This is a genomic window from Sutterella wadsworthensis, assembly GCF_003315195.1.
In the GTDB taxonomy this organism is placed as follows: domain Bacteria; phylum Pseudomonadota; class Gammaproteobacteria; order Burkholderiales; family Burkholderiaceae_F; genus Sutterella; species Sutterella wadsworthensis.
The window spans coordinates 1-16876 of record NZ_QNRV01000006.1 but is presented as its reverse complement, the minus strand read 5'-3'; the positions used below and the strand labels follow the sequence as shown (position 1 = coordinate 16876).

The 16876-nt window shown below is 50.9% G+C and carries 10 protein-coding genes and 1 pseudogene; 5 read left to right on the top strand and 6 right to left on the bottom strand.

Features of this window, described 5'->3' with window-relative positions; translation table 11 throughout:
- The first annotated feature begins 23 nt into the window (after positions 1 to 23).
- The 5 genes from DES29_RS04345 (at position 24) to DES29_RS04325 (ending at position 5785) form a co-directional block, all read left to right on the top strand.
- On the top strand, positions 24 to 818 hold the full coding sequence (locus DES29_RS04345) for a tetratricopeptide repeat protein (RefSeq protein WP_021994589.1): 795 nt from the start codon (positions 24 to 26) through the stop codon (positions 816 to 818).
- The gene (locus DES29_RS04340) at positions 815 to 1321 is read left to right on the top strand and encodes a TadE/TadG family type IV pilus assembly protein (protein ID WP_021994588.1); all 507 of its coding nucleotides are present in this window, start codon (positions 815 to 817) and stop codon (positions 1319 to 1321) included. The genes DES29_RS04345 and DES29_RS04340 overlap by 4 nt, the downstream gene beginning before the upstream one ends.
- A complete protein-coding gene (locus tag DES29_RS04335; protein WP_021994587.1) occupies positions 1305 to 1931 on the top strand; it encodes a TadE/TadG family type IV pilus assembly protein in 627 nt (208 codons plus the stop codon). Before DES29_RS04340 ends, DES29_RS04335 begins: the two co-directional genes overlap by 17 nt.
- Positions 1932 to 1967: 36 nt before the next feature.
- A complete protein-coding gene (locus DES29_RS04330; protein ID WP_236578845.1) occupies positions 1968 to 3647 on the top strand; it encodes a TadE/TadG family type IV pilus assembly protein in 1680 nt (559 codons plus the stop codon).
- A 956-nt stretch (positions 3648 to 4603) separates the two neighbouring features.
- Positions 4604 to 5785: an autotransporter outer membrane beta-barrel domain-containing protein gene (locus DES29_RS04325; protein WP_236578844.1), complete on the top strand. Its 1182-nt coding sequence runs from the start codon at positions 4604 to 4606 to the stop codon at positions 5783 to 5785.
- 957 nt (positions 5786 to 6742) lie between these two features.
- Here DES29_RS04325 and DES29_RS12730 read toward each other — a convergent pair.
- The 6 genes and pseudogenes from DES29_RS12730 to DES29_RS04295 all read right to left on the bottom strand — a co-directional run.
- A pseudogene (locus tag DES29_RS12730) lies at positions 6743 to 7015 on the bottom strand (Arm DNA-binding domain-containing protein); the annotation flags it as partial.
- A 384-nt stretch (positions 7016 to 7399) separates the two neighbouring features.
- Positions 7400 to 8965: a glutamine-hydrolyzing GMP synthase gene (gene guaA, locus DES29_RS04315; RefSeq protein ID WP_021995159.1), complete on the bottom strand. Its 1566-nt coding sequence runs from the start codon at positions 8963 to 8965 to the stop codon at positions 7400 to 7402.
- Between the two features lie 203 nt (positions 8966 to 9168).
- The gene (guaB, locus tag DES29_RS04310) at positions 9169 to 10638 is read right to left on the bottom strand and encodes an IMP dehydrogenase (RefSeq protein WP_005431116.1); all 1470 of its coding nucleotides are present in this window, start codon (positions 10636 to 10638) and stop codon (positions 9169 to 9171) included.
- Between the two features lie 323 nt (positions 10639 to 10961).
- Complete coding sequence (locus DES29_RS04305) at positions 10962 to 12803, bottom strand: AMP-dependent synthetase/ligase (RefSeq protein WP_021994952.1); 1842 nt, start codon at positions 12801 to 12803, stop codon at positions 10962 to 10964.
- Positions 12804 to 13013: 210 nt separating this feature from the next.
- Positions 13014 to 14873, bottom strand: coding sequence for an AMP-dependent synthetase/ligase (locus DES29_RS04300; protein ID WP_005431112.1), 1860 nt, complete (start codon positions 14871 to 14873; stop codon positions 13014 to 13016).
- Positions 14874 to 16035: 1162 nt separating this feature from the next.
- On the bottom strand, positions 16036 to 16876 hold an 841-nt coding region (locus DES29_RS04295), incomplete at its 5' end, for an IS3 family transposase (protein WP_249031201.1).

Here is a 16876-nt window from a genome sequence, read left to right as displayed (position 1 = left end):
TTCAAACGTTTCGTATTCTGATCATGCGTCGATCTTTTTTCCCCGCTTCGCTTTCTCTGCTTTTGTGCAGTGCACTGCTTTCTGGCTGCGTCGTCACAAACGACTACATCGCCTTTGATTCCAAAGCGGCACCGTCTCCTCAAATTAAGCGCTATGACGGGAATGAGTGGGCGTCCGAACGTGCCGTCATGGTAGCGGCAGAGAAGACCAACAACTGGCAGACGGTCATTTCTGTCGGCAACGACGTGATTGCCAAAAATCCGACGAATGTAGAAGCGCGGATTTACCTCGCCCGCGCATTTACTAAGACGGGCGATCCTCGCCAAGCCCTGCGAGTGCTCAGCTTTATTTCCGGCGTCGATACCGCTGAACTTCGCATTGAACGTGCACGCGCGCTGATTGCGCTGACAGATTTTGAAGAAGCGGTAAAGCTCTTAAAGCCTCTCACGGATGGTTCCGATTTGCAGAAGCTCTCCGCGGAAGATCGACGTTCTGCGAAGTCGCTCGCAGCCGTTGCGTATTCCATGTCGAAGAACTATGCAGCTGCCGACAAGCTGTACGAGGAACTGCTCGCTGAACTCGACAATCCCATTATTCGGTACAACTACGCCCGCAGCCTTTATCTGGAAGGGCGTGCAGAAGACTCTCTTGCACAGCTTCAGCCGATCATTGATCAGGTGCCTGCCGCCAAACCGGCAGCTGTCGCCGCACTCATGAAGCTGGGCCGAGAAAATGATGTTCGGCGGCTGCTCAAGGGCGAACTCGATGACGAGAAGATTGAAGAATTGATCTCAGCGATCAAGGAGAAGACCAAGTGAAGAACGCTCTCGCGTTTCGCAGTGCGTTCAGTATGTTCCTCCGCAGTCGGCTCGGTGCTGCCGGCGTGGAATTCGCACTGCTTCTTCCCATGGCAGCTTTCGTGCTTGCCGTGGCGCTTGAATCAGCGCGTCTGTCCATTGCTTACGCGCTTATTGAGCGGGCAGTTGAAGAGGGTATCCATGAAGCCAAACTCAATCGCGGAGCAGAGGCAGAAACGCTTGTTAAGGCGGCACTTGAAAAATGGCGCTTCGGCGTTTTTGATCCTTCTGACCTCAAACTCACCTTTACGAGCTCGTCTTCTATGATCGATTTGCTTGCAGGCGCGAATCCTGGAGCCGGAACAGGCGGAGACTCTGTGCATTTGAAGGTTGATGCCCGTTTAGGCATTCTCGAGAAAGTGCTTCCGGAAGGCAATCCTATGAAGGGCAAAGTAGAAATCCATTTCTTCTACATCAATGAGCCCGAAAAAGATAAAGGAGCAGCGAATGGATCCGCGCTCTAAACATCATTCGGCAATGCATCAGTTTCTCATCTCCGGCCGAGGTGCTGTGGCAGTTGAATTTGCTTTTGTACTGCCCATTATTTTGCTGATCATCTGGGCGTTTTGGCAGATGAGCGAGTCATATCGGCTGCAATGGACTTTGAATCGGCAGACTGCATCGCTTGCCGACATGCTGATTAATCAACCCGAACAACTTAATTTTGGAGGCGGTACGGAGTCTGTCACGCTCCCGCTGGAGCAGCAGTTCCCGGTACTCATTGCCAGCGCCAATGAAATGCTGAAGAACGCCATTTCGAAAGATGCTGCAGGCATTCGAACAGGACTGACAGTGGAATACGCGACAGGCAAGATTACCAATGACGGTGTTCCGGTGATCTATACCTTCGCCAATGGAGCAAGATGCGGCGGTATTCCTGGAACGCTTCCGCTCGTTTCATTGCTAGGGGACGGCGGAGGCGCACTGACGCCCCCATCGAGTTCGTCAAACGCCGGCATCCGTGTGCTCAGGGTTCAGAGTTGTATGCAGCGCAAAGAGGCGCCGGCTTATCTAACACTTGTTGCACCGAAGGAATTCCAGAGTCGCTATACGACCCTTCGTAAGGAAGACTGAATTATGGGCTCTCAACATCGTTGCGGACTGCAGCGCGTGCTGCCTCATCTCAAAACCAGAGTTCGGCAATTTATCACTGACCGCCGCGGTGCTGCGGCCATGTTTCTTGGTTTGGGTATTCTTCCTGCTATGGCGCTCGGCACGGGCGCCGTGTTGGTCAACCGTGAATTCATGAATCTTTCTGCGATGCAGTCAGCGGTTGATACTTCTTCGATTGCCCTTGCCAAAATTCAATCCATCGGGGCGGACTCCTATCTGACCACTGCTGTGGCGCAGCGGTGGGTTGATGAGAATTCGAAGTTGTTTGAAGAAACGTTGGAGGTGAAATCTGTTCTGCCGACCTTTGCTGAGAAGAGCATCAGTGTCAGTGCTCAATACGCCTCTAAGCCTCGATTAACTGGAGCTATCGGATCCTTATTCTCCAAGGAAAAGGAATTGTCCGTCCAAGCCCTTGCTCAATTTTTTCCGTCCTCTTTAGAAGTGGTATTTACGATTGACAACTCTGCAGATTCCCCGGCGGGTCAGCAAGTGGCGAGCGGTATGGAGAAAGTGCTCAATAAGCTCTTCGAGGGGAAGCCATATGACAAAACCATCCATGTGAGCGTTTTCGCCGTCGGCACACATATGAACTTGGGGACGAAATACGCTGACATTATCAGTATGGAAAGCAGAGCGCTTCCAAAACCGGGAAGCAAATATTTCGGCTCAACGGAAACGCAGTACAAACACCAGAAGGAAATTTTGGAGGGTATTAGTCCGGCATTGGTGAATGACTTGCTTAACCCCGGAGGTCCGGGTTTCGACGCAGGAGTAGCACTCGTTGCTCGACCGGACATTGCTGAAGACGGTATTGACGGCTATTTGGCTCGACTTGACTATCCGCCGGAAAGCGAAGACGAAAAATTCCGGCTCATTGTGTCAGACAATCGCAAACTGAAAGAAGGCAATAACGATATCAGTTATTTAACAGACTATTTAGCTGGTTTTGGCAGAGGGCTCGGCGGATGGTGGTCCACTTCTTCAACCGTTGATGCGAAGGATTTCTTTTGTGTGCCCGATAATTGGTGGACTATGGGAAATCATGCCGATACCCGCTATGCAGGGTGGTTCTCCGGCGATCCGAATAGTTGGAGCGGATGGCGCTTCAGTGACCTCGGCGAAATAGGAGACGGCGTTGTGCACTTTCCGATGATGGGGCCGCTGATGCCGCTGTTGGCTAACAGTTCGACGGTTTCCGAGATCACGGAACGTGTTAAACAGTCCATTGCTGTTAATACAGGCAGTGTTGACGAACACTTTACATGGTCTTATCGGCTGCTGAGCCCCAATTGGGCAAAAGTCTGGAGCGACGATGGTACCTATCCTGCGCCGTATGGTTCGGGCACGCTGAAGCATGCTTGGATTAACGTAGGACGTCCTACTGGTGGCGGATATTCGAGTCCAGAGGACTTCGATTACGATCAGCCGAATATTTTGCCGGGGATTTTTGCGAAGTTTGCGGAAAGAAAAATCGTACTTCACCTGATTCTTGATGATCCTCCAGAGGGTACGATGAAGGACATTGAAGATGCTATGGACAGGTATGGGAAGACACTGGGGTGGGAGACGATTGATCTCACTGACGGCAAAGGCAGTGATCTGTATGAGCGAATTGCGCAAAACATACAGCGTCCCGCGAGCATGGTTAGACTCGTCGCGAAATTGACTGACAATTAAACAGTCAACTGCTCTGAGGGGGCGATAGACAGCAGATCGGACATCAGTGAACAACCGGCAGCTCAGCCTGCAGCGCAGTTGTAGTCAGCATGGAATGATTGCTCGTGTGGATATTTTTAGGTGCTGATCCCGTTAATTTTACGGATATGCGAAATGCACAAAAAAATCACACATATCGTTTTTTTTGAGATGTTTTTTCTGGAAATATATCGATATAAAAACGGTTATTGATGGTTCTGTTTAGTTCATCTTAGATCATTGCTAATAAAAGAAAATCATATAAACTAAGAAAGTTGTGGGCTAATTATTCATCTTAGTTCAGGCTGTCCCACTTCCAGAAAATAAATATTGATGGCAAAAAACTCTTTAAGCTGCCTAAGTAATTTCAAATATAAATTATAAAAACTTATGCCTCTGTATTATTTATTAGAGACATAATAAAAGTTGTCAGATATCTTCTGTGTATTTTGAACTAACAGACACACAAAATAGTTTATTTTTAAATTCATCCTACATACTTTATGTATGCTTGATGGGGGTACATACCTGAGGGCGGTAAAACAGCCTAATGATGTGGGTAATATATTTTTACTTGGCTCTTTCAGGAAATATATATTTTATTGGATCACTACTCCTTCATTTTGGAGTTATAAAGGAATTGATTGTTGGCCATTATGCCACAAATTATTTGTAAACGTGAAATCATTTATGTGTACGATATGATTTCACACTTATGAAAATTCTTTTGATGAAACGGTTGATGCGGGTATTATAATAAAATTGATAGAAATAGTGATTTTCTATCGTTATGAAATTTCACGGAGTGGAGGGTAAATGGTTCTCTCCGGTGCTGTTAAATTGGCGCTTTCTTCTGAACTTCGTGTTAAAGCCTTTGAGATTGGATAAGAAGTTTTTTATTTTCTCAATATTCAAAGACGCCTACTTGGAGAGAATCTATGAAAAAAGAAAAACTAACGCCATTGGTGCTGACGCTTGGTTTGATAATTTATGGCTGCACTGCATCCGCTGGTCAGAACGATAAAATAGACTCAGATCGTACCTTTACAGTTCACCTGTATTCTCCCATTATCGGTGATGAGGATAGGGGCAGCATCTACGGCTCCGGCTATTCCGGACCCTATCTCGCTCCAGGAGGAGATACCGAAGTTCCTCCTGACCCTACACCAAGTTATCCGAGTATCAACCAGGTGGATGATCAGACGAACGCTTTGATGCTGTCGAGCATTGCGTCAGCGGCGGTGATGTACGCGGCCGACGAGCTTTTAATCGATTCCACGATGAAGTCTCGGCAGGGTGTTCGTCAGACCGGACCCTTTGCGGCGGCACGGATAGGGAAATACGATTTGGATGTTGCTGGAGAATTAGACACCACAGTGATTACTGGCCTTTTAGGCTATGCTTTCAACGTACAGAATTCTGAAGTCGGAGTCTTCATGGAAATGGGGCATGGAACATACGACACTCGGACAGCCACAACTGAACCCGTTGGAGAGGCGGAAGGTGATGGCAAACATAACTATGTGGGTTTTGGTATCTATGGCAATTACGCCACGCCGATCGATTGGCTGCATGTCACGGGATATGTCAAAGGCGGTTGGCTGCGCAACGAATTCTCTGTGTCATTAGATGGAGTAAGCGCAAACTTTGACCGTACCAGCAATTATTGGGGAGCTCACCTCGGTACTTATGGTGAATTTCAAGTTACGGAAAAATTTAAGAACAGAACGTTCCTGAATTATTTCTACGATGGCCGTGAAAGCGAGGCGCATACCTCTTCCTCCGGCTCAATTGAAATTGTTGAAAGTTTTGGCACGTTCAATTCACACCGGGCTCTATTGGGATCGGTGTTTGAATATGCCTATACGCCTACCTTGCGGCCTTATGTTGCGCTGACTTATGAATACGTGTTCAAGGCTGATGTTAAGAGACATGTCGCCGACCACTCTGTCAATTTGATTCTGAGTGGTACCGATCTTGAAGGCAGCACTGGAATCGGCTCGATGGGCTGGACTTACCAAAATGAAGCTAAGAGTTTTGAGTTCGACCTAGGCGTGAACGGATACACAGGCAAGCGTCGAGGAATAAGTGCGCAGCTGCAGGCGGCTTGGAAGTTCTAACCTCGGCAAGCTACAGCACGTAATAGTTCTCGGTGAGACCAAAATGACTGTTATGTTTCATACCGAAAGATCGTTCTAAGGAAGTTGAAGCATAACGGACAAAATAAAAAGAGCCGCAAGCGTTGCGGCTCTTTGATTTTACGTATCATTTAGAATTTCATTGTTTTTGAAAATTTTTTATAATTCTTTTAGCTTTAAGAAACTTTATGTGTTTATCTAGTCCTTTAGGTAAAATGTGATATAGCTTCATTGTATTTTATTGGTTGCATCTAAAATCTCACATCTGCTAAAATTTAACGCCAATTTAGAACGTTTTTTGTCGAGGTCATCATCAAATAAAATCTATTGATTCATCAAGTAATACGGTGTCGATATCAATATAATATCTGATTTTTGTTCATTGGCCATGCTTCATTTTAACCATGAACCAGCAAGGTTTTTGAGTTCGTAAAAATGTCTAGCGCTTGATTTGATAATAGGATGAAGTGGGCGGTACGCATTTTTATACGAGTGGCAGGGATAGTCCAAACAGTTCGGCAAAAGTTGATTCCATCCTATATATATTTCGCCAATTTACTCGTTTAAAACTAAGGTTATTTGCCCCCGCCTTGATTGAAAGTCTACCTCTGATATATTACAAAATATCGAAGTTTTTCAGTTATTTCTTGCGTCGAAAGATTCTGTTCATGGGGTTTGATCTGCGCAATAGATGCTGGGTAAATTCGTTCACAAGGATTTCCCATCTTGTAACTTTGTAATTTTTGCCTAGATGAAGGAAGACATACAGTACGATTTTCGAGCACGCATAGCTACCGCGGGAGCCGCAACAATTTTGTCGAAGAGCAGCCGACGGCGGTCAGTATCAATTTCTTCGAGTTTTAAGCCCTTTTCAAGGTCTCATTTATAGACCGAGGCTCGCATAGCTTTGGTTCAATCAGTCAGTTCGGATACAGCCATCTAGCTCGTCCACCACGGATGAAAAGTGCCAGAGTTAGCGGCAGACCGTCTGAGCGTTAGTTTTTTTCGACAGGGATCGGTGCCTGCCGCAACGTCCTTTTTTGCGGCAAATCGCGCGTCTCGCGCTTCAGCCAAGGTCATGAGTGGAAACTTTCCTAAAGTCAGTGTTCCTCGTCGGTCTCCACGACCGCCCGACCAAAAGTCCCATCGAAAAGCAATGGTGCCGGCAGGGCTCCCGTGTGCGTATAGTCCGTCACGATCGGATATCTTTTTGGTATCGGAAGGCGGATTTCTTCTTTAAGCCTGCAGCGCAGTCGTAGTCAGCACAGAATGATTGCTCGTATCGGTATTTTGAGGTGCGGATCCCGTCAAATTTACCGATACGCGAAATGTACGCAAAATTTCACACATTTAGTTGTTTTATAATGAATTTTTCCGAAAATATACCGATACCGTTCATTATTCCCTGTATCGGTATATTTGTAACAAGCTCATCCTAGCGCAGCTTTATATCGATACAAATACCGATACGAAAACAGTTCTTGTCAGTTCCACTCGGTTCCGCTCAAATCATTGTAAATAAAATAAAACCCCCGAAACTCAAAGAGTTACGGGGGCGATGGTTCAGCTTAGTTCAGGCAGGATCCTCTTCCCGGGTCACTCCCACTCAATAGTGGCAGGCGGCTTGCCGGAGACGTCATAAACCACCCGGTTGATGCCGCGGACTTCATTAATGATCCGGTTGGACACGCGACCGAGAAGGTCGTAAGGGAGCTCGCTCCACTTGGCAGTCATGAAATCGGAGGTTTCGACAGAACGCAGGCTCACAACCCATTCATAGGTACGGCCGTCACCCATGACACCTACGCTCTTTACAGGAAGGAACACAACGAAGGCCTGACTCACCTTGTCATAGAGATCGGCCTTACGCAGTTCTTCAATGAAAATGGCATCGGCTTCACGCAGAAGATCTGCATATTCGCGTTTCACTTCACCCAGAATGCGAACCCCCAGACCCGGACCCGGGAACGGATGGCGGTAGACCATCTCAGCGGGAAGACCGAGGGCAATACCGAGTTCACGGACTTCGTCCTTAAAGAGGCTGCGCAGCGGCTCAAGAAGCTTCAGATGAAGCGTGTCGGGCAGGCCGCCTACATTGTGGTGGCTCTTAATAACCTTGGCTTTTTTGGTTTTTGCACCGGCAGACTCAATCACGTCAGGGTAGATCGTGCCCTGAGCAAGCCATTTGGCGTTTTTGATTTTGGCAGCTTCTTCTTGGAAGACGTTGACGAATTCAAGGCCGATGATCTTACGCTTCTGCTCGGGATCGGAAACACCTGCCAAAGCGTTCATGAAGCGATCAATGGCGTCCACCACAATGAGCTTCAGGCCCATGTTCTTTTCAAAAGTCTCACGAACCTGTTCGCGCTCATTCTTGCGCAGCAGACCATTGTCGACGAAAACGCAGGTCAAACGTTGACCGATTGCACGGTGGATGAGCGCTGCGGTGACGGAACTGTCGACGCCGCCTGAAAGGCCAAGAATCACTTCCTCATCGCCCACTTCGGCGCGAATTTTCTCAACGGCTTCCTTGGCGTAGTCACCCATGATCCAGTCAGGCTTGCATTTGCAGATGTCAAGGACGAAGCGCTGGAGAATTTCACGGCCTTTAACGGTGTGCGTGACTTCCGGGTGGAACTGCACGGCATAGAAGCCCCGGGCTTCATCAAACATACCGGCAATAGGGCACGACGGCGTAGAGGCCATCACTTTGAATCCCGGAGGAAGCTCGGAAACTTTGTCGCCGTGGGACATCCAAACCTTCAGCATGCCTTCGCCAGCTTCGGTCTGGAAGTCTTCGATGCCCTCAAGAAGCTTGGAATGATTGCGGGCGCGGACTTCGGCATAGCCGAATTCACGCTTGGTACCGCTTTCGACCTTGCCGCCGAGCTGCTGCGCCATGGTCTGCATGCCGTAGCAGATCCCGAGGACGGGAACGCCCGCTTCAAAAACGGCTTGGCTCGCTTGGTCGTTGCTTTCCTCATAGGCGCTCATATGGGAGCCCGAGAGAATGATGCCTTTAGGGGCGAATTCACGAATGAAATCAGCAGAGACGTCGTTCGGATGAACTTCGCAGTAGACGTGGGCTTCGCGCACGCGTCGGGCGATCAACTGGGTCACCTGGCTGCCGAAGTCCAGAATCAGGATGCGGTCGTGAGACATGGGTTGGAATGCTTCTTTTGTGGAGGAGACTGAGGTGCGCAGCTTTGCGATTGAAGTGTTTTCAGAGAATCAACATGGCCGAAAACTTTCAAGCGTTGCGCGGGCGTTACTGTAACAGAAATAAGAAAGGCGCCCGCACCGCTTGAGCTTGCTGCCTGCGGGCTTCGGGCGCCTTCTCCGACATAAAGTCGGCTGCCTATCGATTAGTTGGCCTGACGATAGTTCGGGGCTTCCTTCGTGATCTTCACGTCATGGACGTGAGATTCACGCATGCCAGCCGCCGTGATCTGCACGAAGCGTGCGCGGGTGCGCATTTCATCAATCGTGCGGCAGCCGCAGTAGCCCATGGAGGAACGCAGACCGCCGATCATTTGATAGATGATCGCGGAGATGGAACCCTTAAAGGGCACCATGCCTTCAATGCCTTCCGGGACGAACTTATCGATATTGCCCTGGTTGTTGTCCTGGAAGTAGCGGTCGGCAGAACCCTTGCCCATCGCGCCGAGCGAACCCATGCCGCGGTAGGACTTATAGTTGCGGCCCTGATAAAGGATCACTTCGCCCGGAGCTTCTTCCGTGCCGGCGAACATGCCGCCCATCATGACAGAATTAGCGCCGGCCGCGATGGCCTTGGAAATATCGCCCGAGAAGCGGATGCCGCCGTCGGCGATGCAGGGAACACCGGTGCCCTGAAGAGCTTCTGCGACATTGCTGATGGCGGAAATCTGGGGCACGCCGACACCGGCAACGATGCGAGTAGTGCAGATGGAGCCCGGGCCGATACCGACCTTGACGCCGTCAGCGCCGTGTTCGACAAGCGCGAGGGCAGCTTCGCCGGTAGCGATATTGCCGCCGATAACCTGAAGGTTCGGGTAATGCTGCTTGACCCACTTCACGCGGTCAAGAACACCCTTGGAGTGACCGTGAGCGGTGTCGACGACGATAACGTCAACGCCTGCGTCAACGAGCTTTTCAACGCGCTCTTCGGTACCTTGACCAACAGAAACAGCAGCGCCGGCGAGGAGCTTGCCCTGAGCATCCTTGGCGGCGAACGGATGATCGGTCGCCTTGGTAATGTCCTTAACGGTCATGAGACCGGCAAGACGGAAGTCCTTCGTAACAACGAGAACACGTTCGAGACGATGACGGTGCATCAGGTTCTTGGCTTCTTCAAGCGAAGCGCCTTCATGCACAGTGACGAGGCGTTCACGCGGCGTCATGACTTCACGAACCGGAACGCTCATGCGGGTTTCAAAACGAAGGTCACGGTTTGTGACCATGCCGAGCACCGTACCGTCTTCAGCAACCACGGGCAGACCCGAGATGCGGTGTTCGCGCGCGAGAGCAATCACGTCGCCCACGAGCATTTCCGGCCCAATGGTAATCGGTTCGGAAACAACGCCGGATTCATGGCGCTTCACCTTAGCGACTTCAGCAGCCTGCTGATCGGCAGTCATATTCTTGTGAATAAAGCCGACGCCGCCTTCCTGAGCGAGCGCAATCGCGAGCTTGGCTTCAGTGACCGTATCCATGGCGGCTGAAACCATCGGGATGTTGAGCGAAAGACCGCGCGTGAGCTGAGTCTGCAGCTGCGTATCGCGGGGGAGAATTTCCGAATAGGCGGGAACGAGCAGTACGTCGTCAAACGTAAGAGCCGTCTGAAGGAGTCGCATAACAACCTCTGAGTGCAAAAAAAAATACACCGCTTGATTCTCAAAGGCCTGCAGGTCGTCAGGCGAAGAGATCGGGGTACGGCACGTAAATGATGTTCGATCGGCTCGAAGCTTGAAACTTCGAGCGGAAGGTCCGCGAAACACTTAAAGCGGGGATGAGATCCGCGAAGGGCGTTTGGGGAATTTCCGAGATTGATTGCGGCGGCAGTCTAAACGTTTTGAAGACAACTGTGTGCAGATGTAGGGAAAAAGTTTGAGTTTGCCCTACCCCACAAATACGCGACGGGCTCTCTTTGGGACTGAGAGCCCGCCCTTAATGACAATCAAGCCGCGGGATGGCCGGAATAAAGCCCATCAATCAAATCTTTCCATCGAGACAGTATCTTTTCTCGACGAAGTTTCATTGTTGGTGTGAGAAGGCCGTTTTCAACGGTAAATGGCTCGTCCACAACGGCAATGGATCGCGGAATGCCGTAAGAAGGAAAGTCTTTGGCGGCGGCACGCACACGTTTGACCAAATAGCGCAACATGCTTCGATCGTGCAGCGTCTGCGGATCGTCTGCAGAGAGTTCCATTTCGGCACAGAGTGCTTTCCATAGGTCTGGCTGAAGAACCAGTACAGCACTAATGAAGGGGCGATTTTCGCCGCAGACGAATACCTGTTCGAAGAGTGGGTCTTCCTGAATGGCGAATTCGAGATCTACGGGGGCAATCTTTTCGCCAGTGCTCGTGACGATGATTTCCTTGATGCGTCCTTTGATACGCACGCGGCCGCCGTCAGACAAATCTGCCTGGTCACCCGTATGAAACCATCCGTCTTCCGTAAAGGCGTGCTTGGTTTCAGCTGGTTTGTTCCAGTATCCCTGCATGACCTGCGGGCCTTTCACTTGCAGTTCGTCGCGGTCACCGAGGCGAACTTGCGTTTGGGCAACAGGTTGCCCTACACAAGCGGGATGGTTCATTTCGGCACGCGTCAAGGAGACGATGGGACTTGTTTCCGTCAGTCCATAAACCTGACGGAGCGGCACCCCCATCGCGCAGAAATAGCGAGCTACTGACTGATTCAGACTTGCTCCGCCGCAGAGAATCGCTTTCATGCGTCCGCCAAAAAGTCCGCGTACTTTGCGGCCGACATCTTCGTCTAGGACCGGAAGCACGGTTTCGTCGAGCGCTTCTCGGGCGGAAGGTTCAACGGGCAGACCGTTGTCACGGCAGAATCGCCTCCATCCAGCCTCGGCAGCCCACTGAGAGCGGTGCTGCTCGACTTCAGAACCCTTCGCGAGTTCAAGCTGCTGCTTTTGATAAAGACGTTCGAGCACGCGCGGAACCGTACACATGATGGTGGGCTGAACATCAGCCAAGTCGTTCTCAATGTGCTGAACCGATCGGGCAAATGCCATCGAGGCACCGTGAGCAAGGGCTGCGTAATGAGCGACGGTACGCTCAAAAGTGTGGGAAAACGGCAGAAATGAGAGATAGATGTCGGATTCTGTGATGTCGACTGCATCGGAAATCTGGGCCACATTGGCGACAAGATTTGCATGAGTCAGCATTACGCCCTTGGGACGGCCGGTGGTGCCGGAGGTGTAAATGAGCCCGGCAAGATCGTCAGGGCTGGGTTCCGGCGGAAGTGCTTCGCTCGGCGTACCGTTGCCGCGCGCGAGCCACGTCTCCACGCCGGAGATGCGAACGCCGTCGATTACCTCGTCGTCGAGTTCATTCAAAAGCACCACCTGTTCGAGCATCGGCAGTGTTTCGCCTGCTGCCGCATGCAGTGCGTTCCATCTTGCACGCGAGGAGGTCACAAGAATTCTTGCGCCGGAGTCATGAAGGATGTAGGCGGATGATCCCGGTGTGTCAACAGCATGGAGGGGGACAGGTATGAGTCCTGCCGCCAAAGCTGCCTGATCGAAGATGACAGCCTCAATGGAATTGGTGAGCAGCATCGCAGCACGGTCGCCCGGCTTCAGTCCCGACGCATAAAACGCATGCCGCCAACGCAGCACTTGTGCTTCAAAAGCTTTCCAGGTGAGTGAAATCCAACGATTGTCGGCATAGTCGAACTGTCGGAAGGCCTCTCGATCCGGCCACAGGGATACGGTTCGTCGACGAAGTGCGGGAATCGTGACACAGTCAAAAAGTCGAGCGAGGGTGGAGCGCGTCATTTGATGAAAAAATGAGGAACGCCTAAAGCGCGCAGACGCGGGCTGGAGGTTGGGTCCCCTGAAAGTTGGCGGCGAATTTTGTGCGGAGCAGTATGCGTTGCAAAGCGCTCAAAAATAGAAAGATGATTTAAGTGAAAACCCGATGAGCGTTGCTGACGATGCTAAATTGGCTGCGTTCTTCTTCCGCTGAAAAAGAACGCAGCTGCAGACTTATTTCTTTTTAGGCGCAATACCTTCGTAAAGTGCGTCAATGTCAGAGGCATACCGGCGGGTGATGATGCTTCGCTTGAGTTTCAAGGTCGGCGTCAGCATGCCGTTTTCAATTGTCCAAGGTTCGCGGACAAGTTTGACGAGACGTGGAACACCGTAATTCGGGAAGTCAGCTGCAGCCTTTTTAATACGCTTGAGGGCTGCCTGCTGGGCTTCTCGCGAATCAAGCGACTTCGGGTCCTCTGGATCAAGCTTCAGTTCCGCGCAGAGACGCTGCCACTCGTCGGGATTAACGACGGCAACCAGTGCAATGCAGATGCGGTCATCACCTACCGCAAGTGTTTGAGCAAATAGCGGATCGGTTTCGACAGCGGCTTCCAGATCGGCGGGGGGTACTTTTTCGCCCGTGCTCGTCACAATGATTTCTTTAATGCGGCCGGTAATACGAATGCAGCCGTCTTGGTATATCTCGGCAACATCGCCTGTGGAGAGCCAGCCATCATCGGACAGAATGGCTCGTGTAGCTTCTTCTCGGTGCCAATAACCTTGCATAACAGAGGGACCCCGCACCAAAAGCTCGCCTCCATCCCCAAGCTTTACTTCAATGTTGTCAAGTTTGGGACCAACGGTTGAAGGGTGATTTTGTCCGACTTTATTGACAGCAATGATGGGGCTGGTTTCCGTCATGCCGTAGCCTTGGAAGATAGGAACGCCGAGCCCGAGGAATACCTTTGCAACGGCAGGGTTGAGAGCTGCGCCGCCAGAGATGTAGAGGTGAATGCGGTCGCCGAAAACAGAACGAAGCTGCTTGCCGATCTTTTTGTCAAGAAATCCCGCAACAAGCGGATCAAGCCAAGCGCGGCCGGAAGGTTCTATGGGCAGACCATTTTCTCGGCAGAAGCGACGCCAACCGACTTCGACTGCCCAGTTAAAAAGGTAGCGGACGTAAGCGGGCTTCTTGGCGAGGCCATCACGAAGCTTGCCATAGATCATGTCGTATACGCGTGGTACCGACATCAAGATGGTTGGACGAATGGATTTCAGATCGTCCGCCAAAGTTGCGATGGAGCGGTTGAAGGCCAGCGTCAGGCCGGTACCCACTGCGAGATAGTATGAAGCTGTGCGCTCGAATGTGTGTGAAAGCGGGAGAAACGACAAAAGCGTTTCATCGGCATAGGGCTGCAGACTCTGAAGCACACCCCGGAGATTGGAGAGCACGTTGCGGTGAGTAAGCATCACGCCTTTGGGATTACCCGTCGTGCCGGAGGTATAAACGAGTGCGGCAAGATCTGTCGAGCGCGGCCCCGGCGGGAGCGGCGCATCCGGCGTTTTGGCAAGCCACGTTTCTAAGCTCAGCATCGGAATGTCGGCATCGGGGTCATCAGCGAAATCATCGTCTGTGATGACAACAAGTTTCAGGTTGGGGAGCTCGGCAGCTTCACGCACCAAACGCCACTTGAGCTTCTTGTTGGTGACCAAAACTTCTGCGCCTGAGTCGTTGAGAATGTAGGCCGACGATTTTGGCGTATCGATAGCATGAAGCGGCACCGGCGTCAGGGCGTTGGCCAGGGCTGCCTGATCGAAGAGAACGGCTTCGATGCAGTTCGGCAGCAGCATTGCAACGCGAGTGCCTCGAGTGAGGCCAAGACCAGCAAAGGCGTGACGCCAACGCTGAACTTCATCGTAGCCCTGCCGAAACGTCCAGTCGCGCCACGATTTCTTCACCGGATCCCAAGATTTCCAACCGACTGCATCAGGACGCTTTTCTACCTGTAGCGCAAGCATTTCGGGAATGGTCGAGAGTACGTCGAGGTCGCGTATGCGTTCGAGGCCTGCTTCCTTCGGAGAGAGTTTTTCCATGGTCGTTGCGAAATAAGTAAACCAGCATGAGGGCCGCTTCCGACGCATTGAAAGCGCAGAAAGCCAATAGTGTCCTCATTGTATCGGTCGAGCCGTAAATTCAAATAAAGAGTCGTCAAAGAGTCGCGGATGGGAGCTTGTTCATCGGCTGAATGGATGATGGACGAGATAATTGAACGAATAAGAGGTGGTATACGTATATTTACTTAATAGCGCTTTCTTATCATGAGCAAAGAAGGTGGCATACCAAAGTGTTTGCGGTGATTAATTAATGAATAACACCTAAATTGCACCACAATGGTGCGTAGATAAAATATGCCTTAGGGGTTTGCATGTGAATTGTGAAAAGGGTAACTTTAATTCCGCAGCGAATAAAACAAATGCACATGCGTTGCTCCTCAAACGCTTACAAATGATGTGGTTGGTCCTGCATCATCTGATTGGCTGCAAAATTGAGAAAGGCTGACGACGGAAAGGGACGTCGTCAGCCTTTTTCGTATCGGTCTTCTTATGCGTGGGTCAGCATTCACACTATTGGCCTGGCTGGTGATTATTCTGAACAACGCCCGACAGCTGTTCGATTTTCTAGGTACTGCACAGCATAGCGCCCTGAGAGCACGCCTTCATCGAGGTCATGCAGGACATGGATGAGGAGATATGAGTTTCATATCTTGATGAAGTTCTTCTTTTGCACTAGGCAGCCGCTGTTGTCAGCGGAGGCTGAAAGAGCGCAATAAAGCCGAATGTGGCCGGATGTGAAGGGCAGTTTTCTGAATATCTTTGATTGGACAACTTGTCTACAAGCGAAGGCATGACAATGTGCGGATGTACAGGCAGTGTCAAGGAATGAATGTTAGTTGATATGAATCAAAATGTTATATTTTGCAACGCACCGTTTTGGTGCGATTTGATGGAGAGGGATGCCTGAGGTCATGATCGTATTTCTGCGTAGGTTTAGAAATGCGACCTTCGCTGGAAAATTATATGCAAATGAGAATTAAATGCATCTAAGTTTGCGGTCTATTTTTGTAAACAACATCTTGTGTAAAACGTGACCGCATTGCATGGTTTGGACTCTGTATGTGTCCAAAAAATCCATACCACTTCAATGTGCAACGCTTCAACGTGCTCAGTCGTTACTTGTCACTGCCTGATGTTCGCGTCAAGTCCTCAGGAAAGGGCCGTAGAACTGCATGCGATACGCCGCAGGCGTTTGGTTATCAATTACTGAGCACGGGCGCTCGTTGTTGTAGAACTCAACGTAACGGCCAATAAGGTCGTTCTGCGCTTTGAAACTTGGCCTATCCTGCGTCAGCACTGGGTTATAGAGCGCCTCTACCTTGAGCGTGCCGTTGAAGCACTCCATCGTGGCATTGTCGTGGCAGTTAGCCGTTCGCGAGAAACTTTGCGTCAGGCCCATGCCGTCGGCCGCATCCCTGAATGCCTGAGCAGTGTAGATACTGCCGCGGTCACTGTGGAGCATCGCTCCCGGAGCCAAGCCTCGGCCTGATAAAAACTGGAGTGTCGCCAGTCCCAGCCGAACATCCTGCTTTTTGGAGTAGACCCAAGCGACAATGGCGCGATTAAAAAGGTCCTGTACGAGCGACAGATAACCCCAGTGCCATTCGTCGTTTTCGAAGTACGGCACATAGGTGACATCAGTAACGAGGCGGTGCATCGGCCGATCAGCTTGGAACTCACGGTTGAGCAGATTATCCGGCAGCTGCTGCCGGGTTGCCTTGCCGGCGCAAGGCTTCGCCTTGCGCACCTGGCGGATGCGTGCAGTCAAGCCGCGGCGGCTCATGACTCGCTGCAGCGTAGTCTCGCAAACCTCTATGCCGTAACGCTTATGCAGGACGGCACCCATGCGGCGTCGGCCAATTGTGAAGAAGCAGGAGCTTTGAACCTCAGAAATCTTCTCGGCCAACTCATCGGTTTTGATTTGCGCCGGCGTCGTCTTCTGTGAAGCGTAAAAAGTGCTGCGGGACAGGCCCATCAATCGA

What these genes read in the sequence shown, in the direction of transcription:
- DES29_RS04345 (WP_021994589.1), top strand. Translation starts at nt 24, where the DNA reads ATGCGTCGATCTTTTTTCCCCGCTTCGCTTTCTCTGCTTTTGTGCAGT.
- DES29_RS04335 (WP_021994587.1), top strand. Translation starts at nt 1,305, where the DNA reads ATGGATCCGCGCTCTAAACATCATTCGGCAATGCATCAGTTTCTCATC.
- DES29_RS04325 (WP_236578844.1), top strand. Translation starts at nt 4,604, where the DNA reads ATGAAAAAAGAAAAACTAACGCCATTGGTGCTGACGCTTGGTTTGATA.
- guaA (WP_021995159.1), bottom strand. Translation starts at nt 8,965, where the DNA reads ATGTCTCACGACCGCATCCTGATTCTGGACTTCGGCAGCCAGGTGACC.
- guaB (WP_005431116.1), bottom strand. Translation starts at nt 10,638, where the DNA reads ATGCGACTCCTTCAGACGGCTCTTACGTTTGACGACGTACTGCTCGTT.
- DES29_RS04305 (WP_021994952.1), bottom strand. Translation starts at nt 12,803, where the DNA reads ATGACGCGCTCCACCCTCGCTCGACTTTTTGACTGTGTCACGATTCCC.
- DES29_RS04300 (WP_005431112.1), bottom strand. Translation starts at nt 14,873, where the DNA reads ATGGAAAAACTCTCTCCGAAGGAAGCAGGCCTCGAACGCATACGCGAC.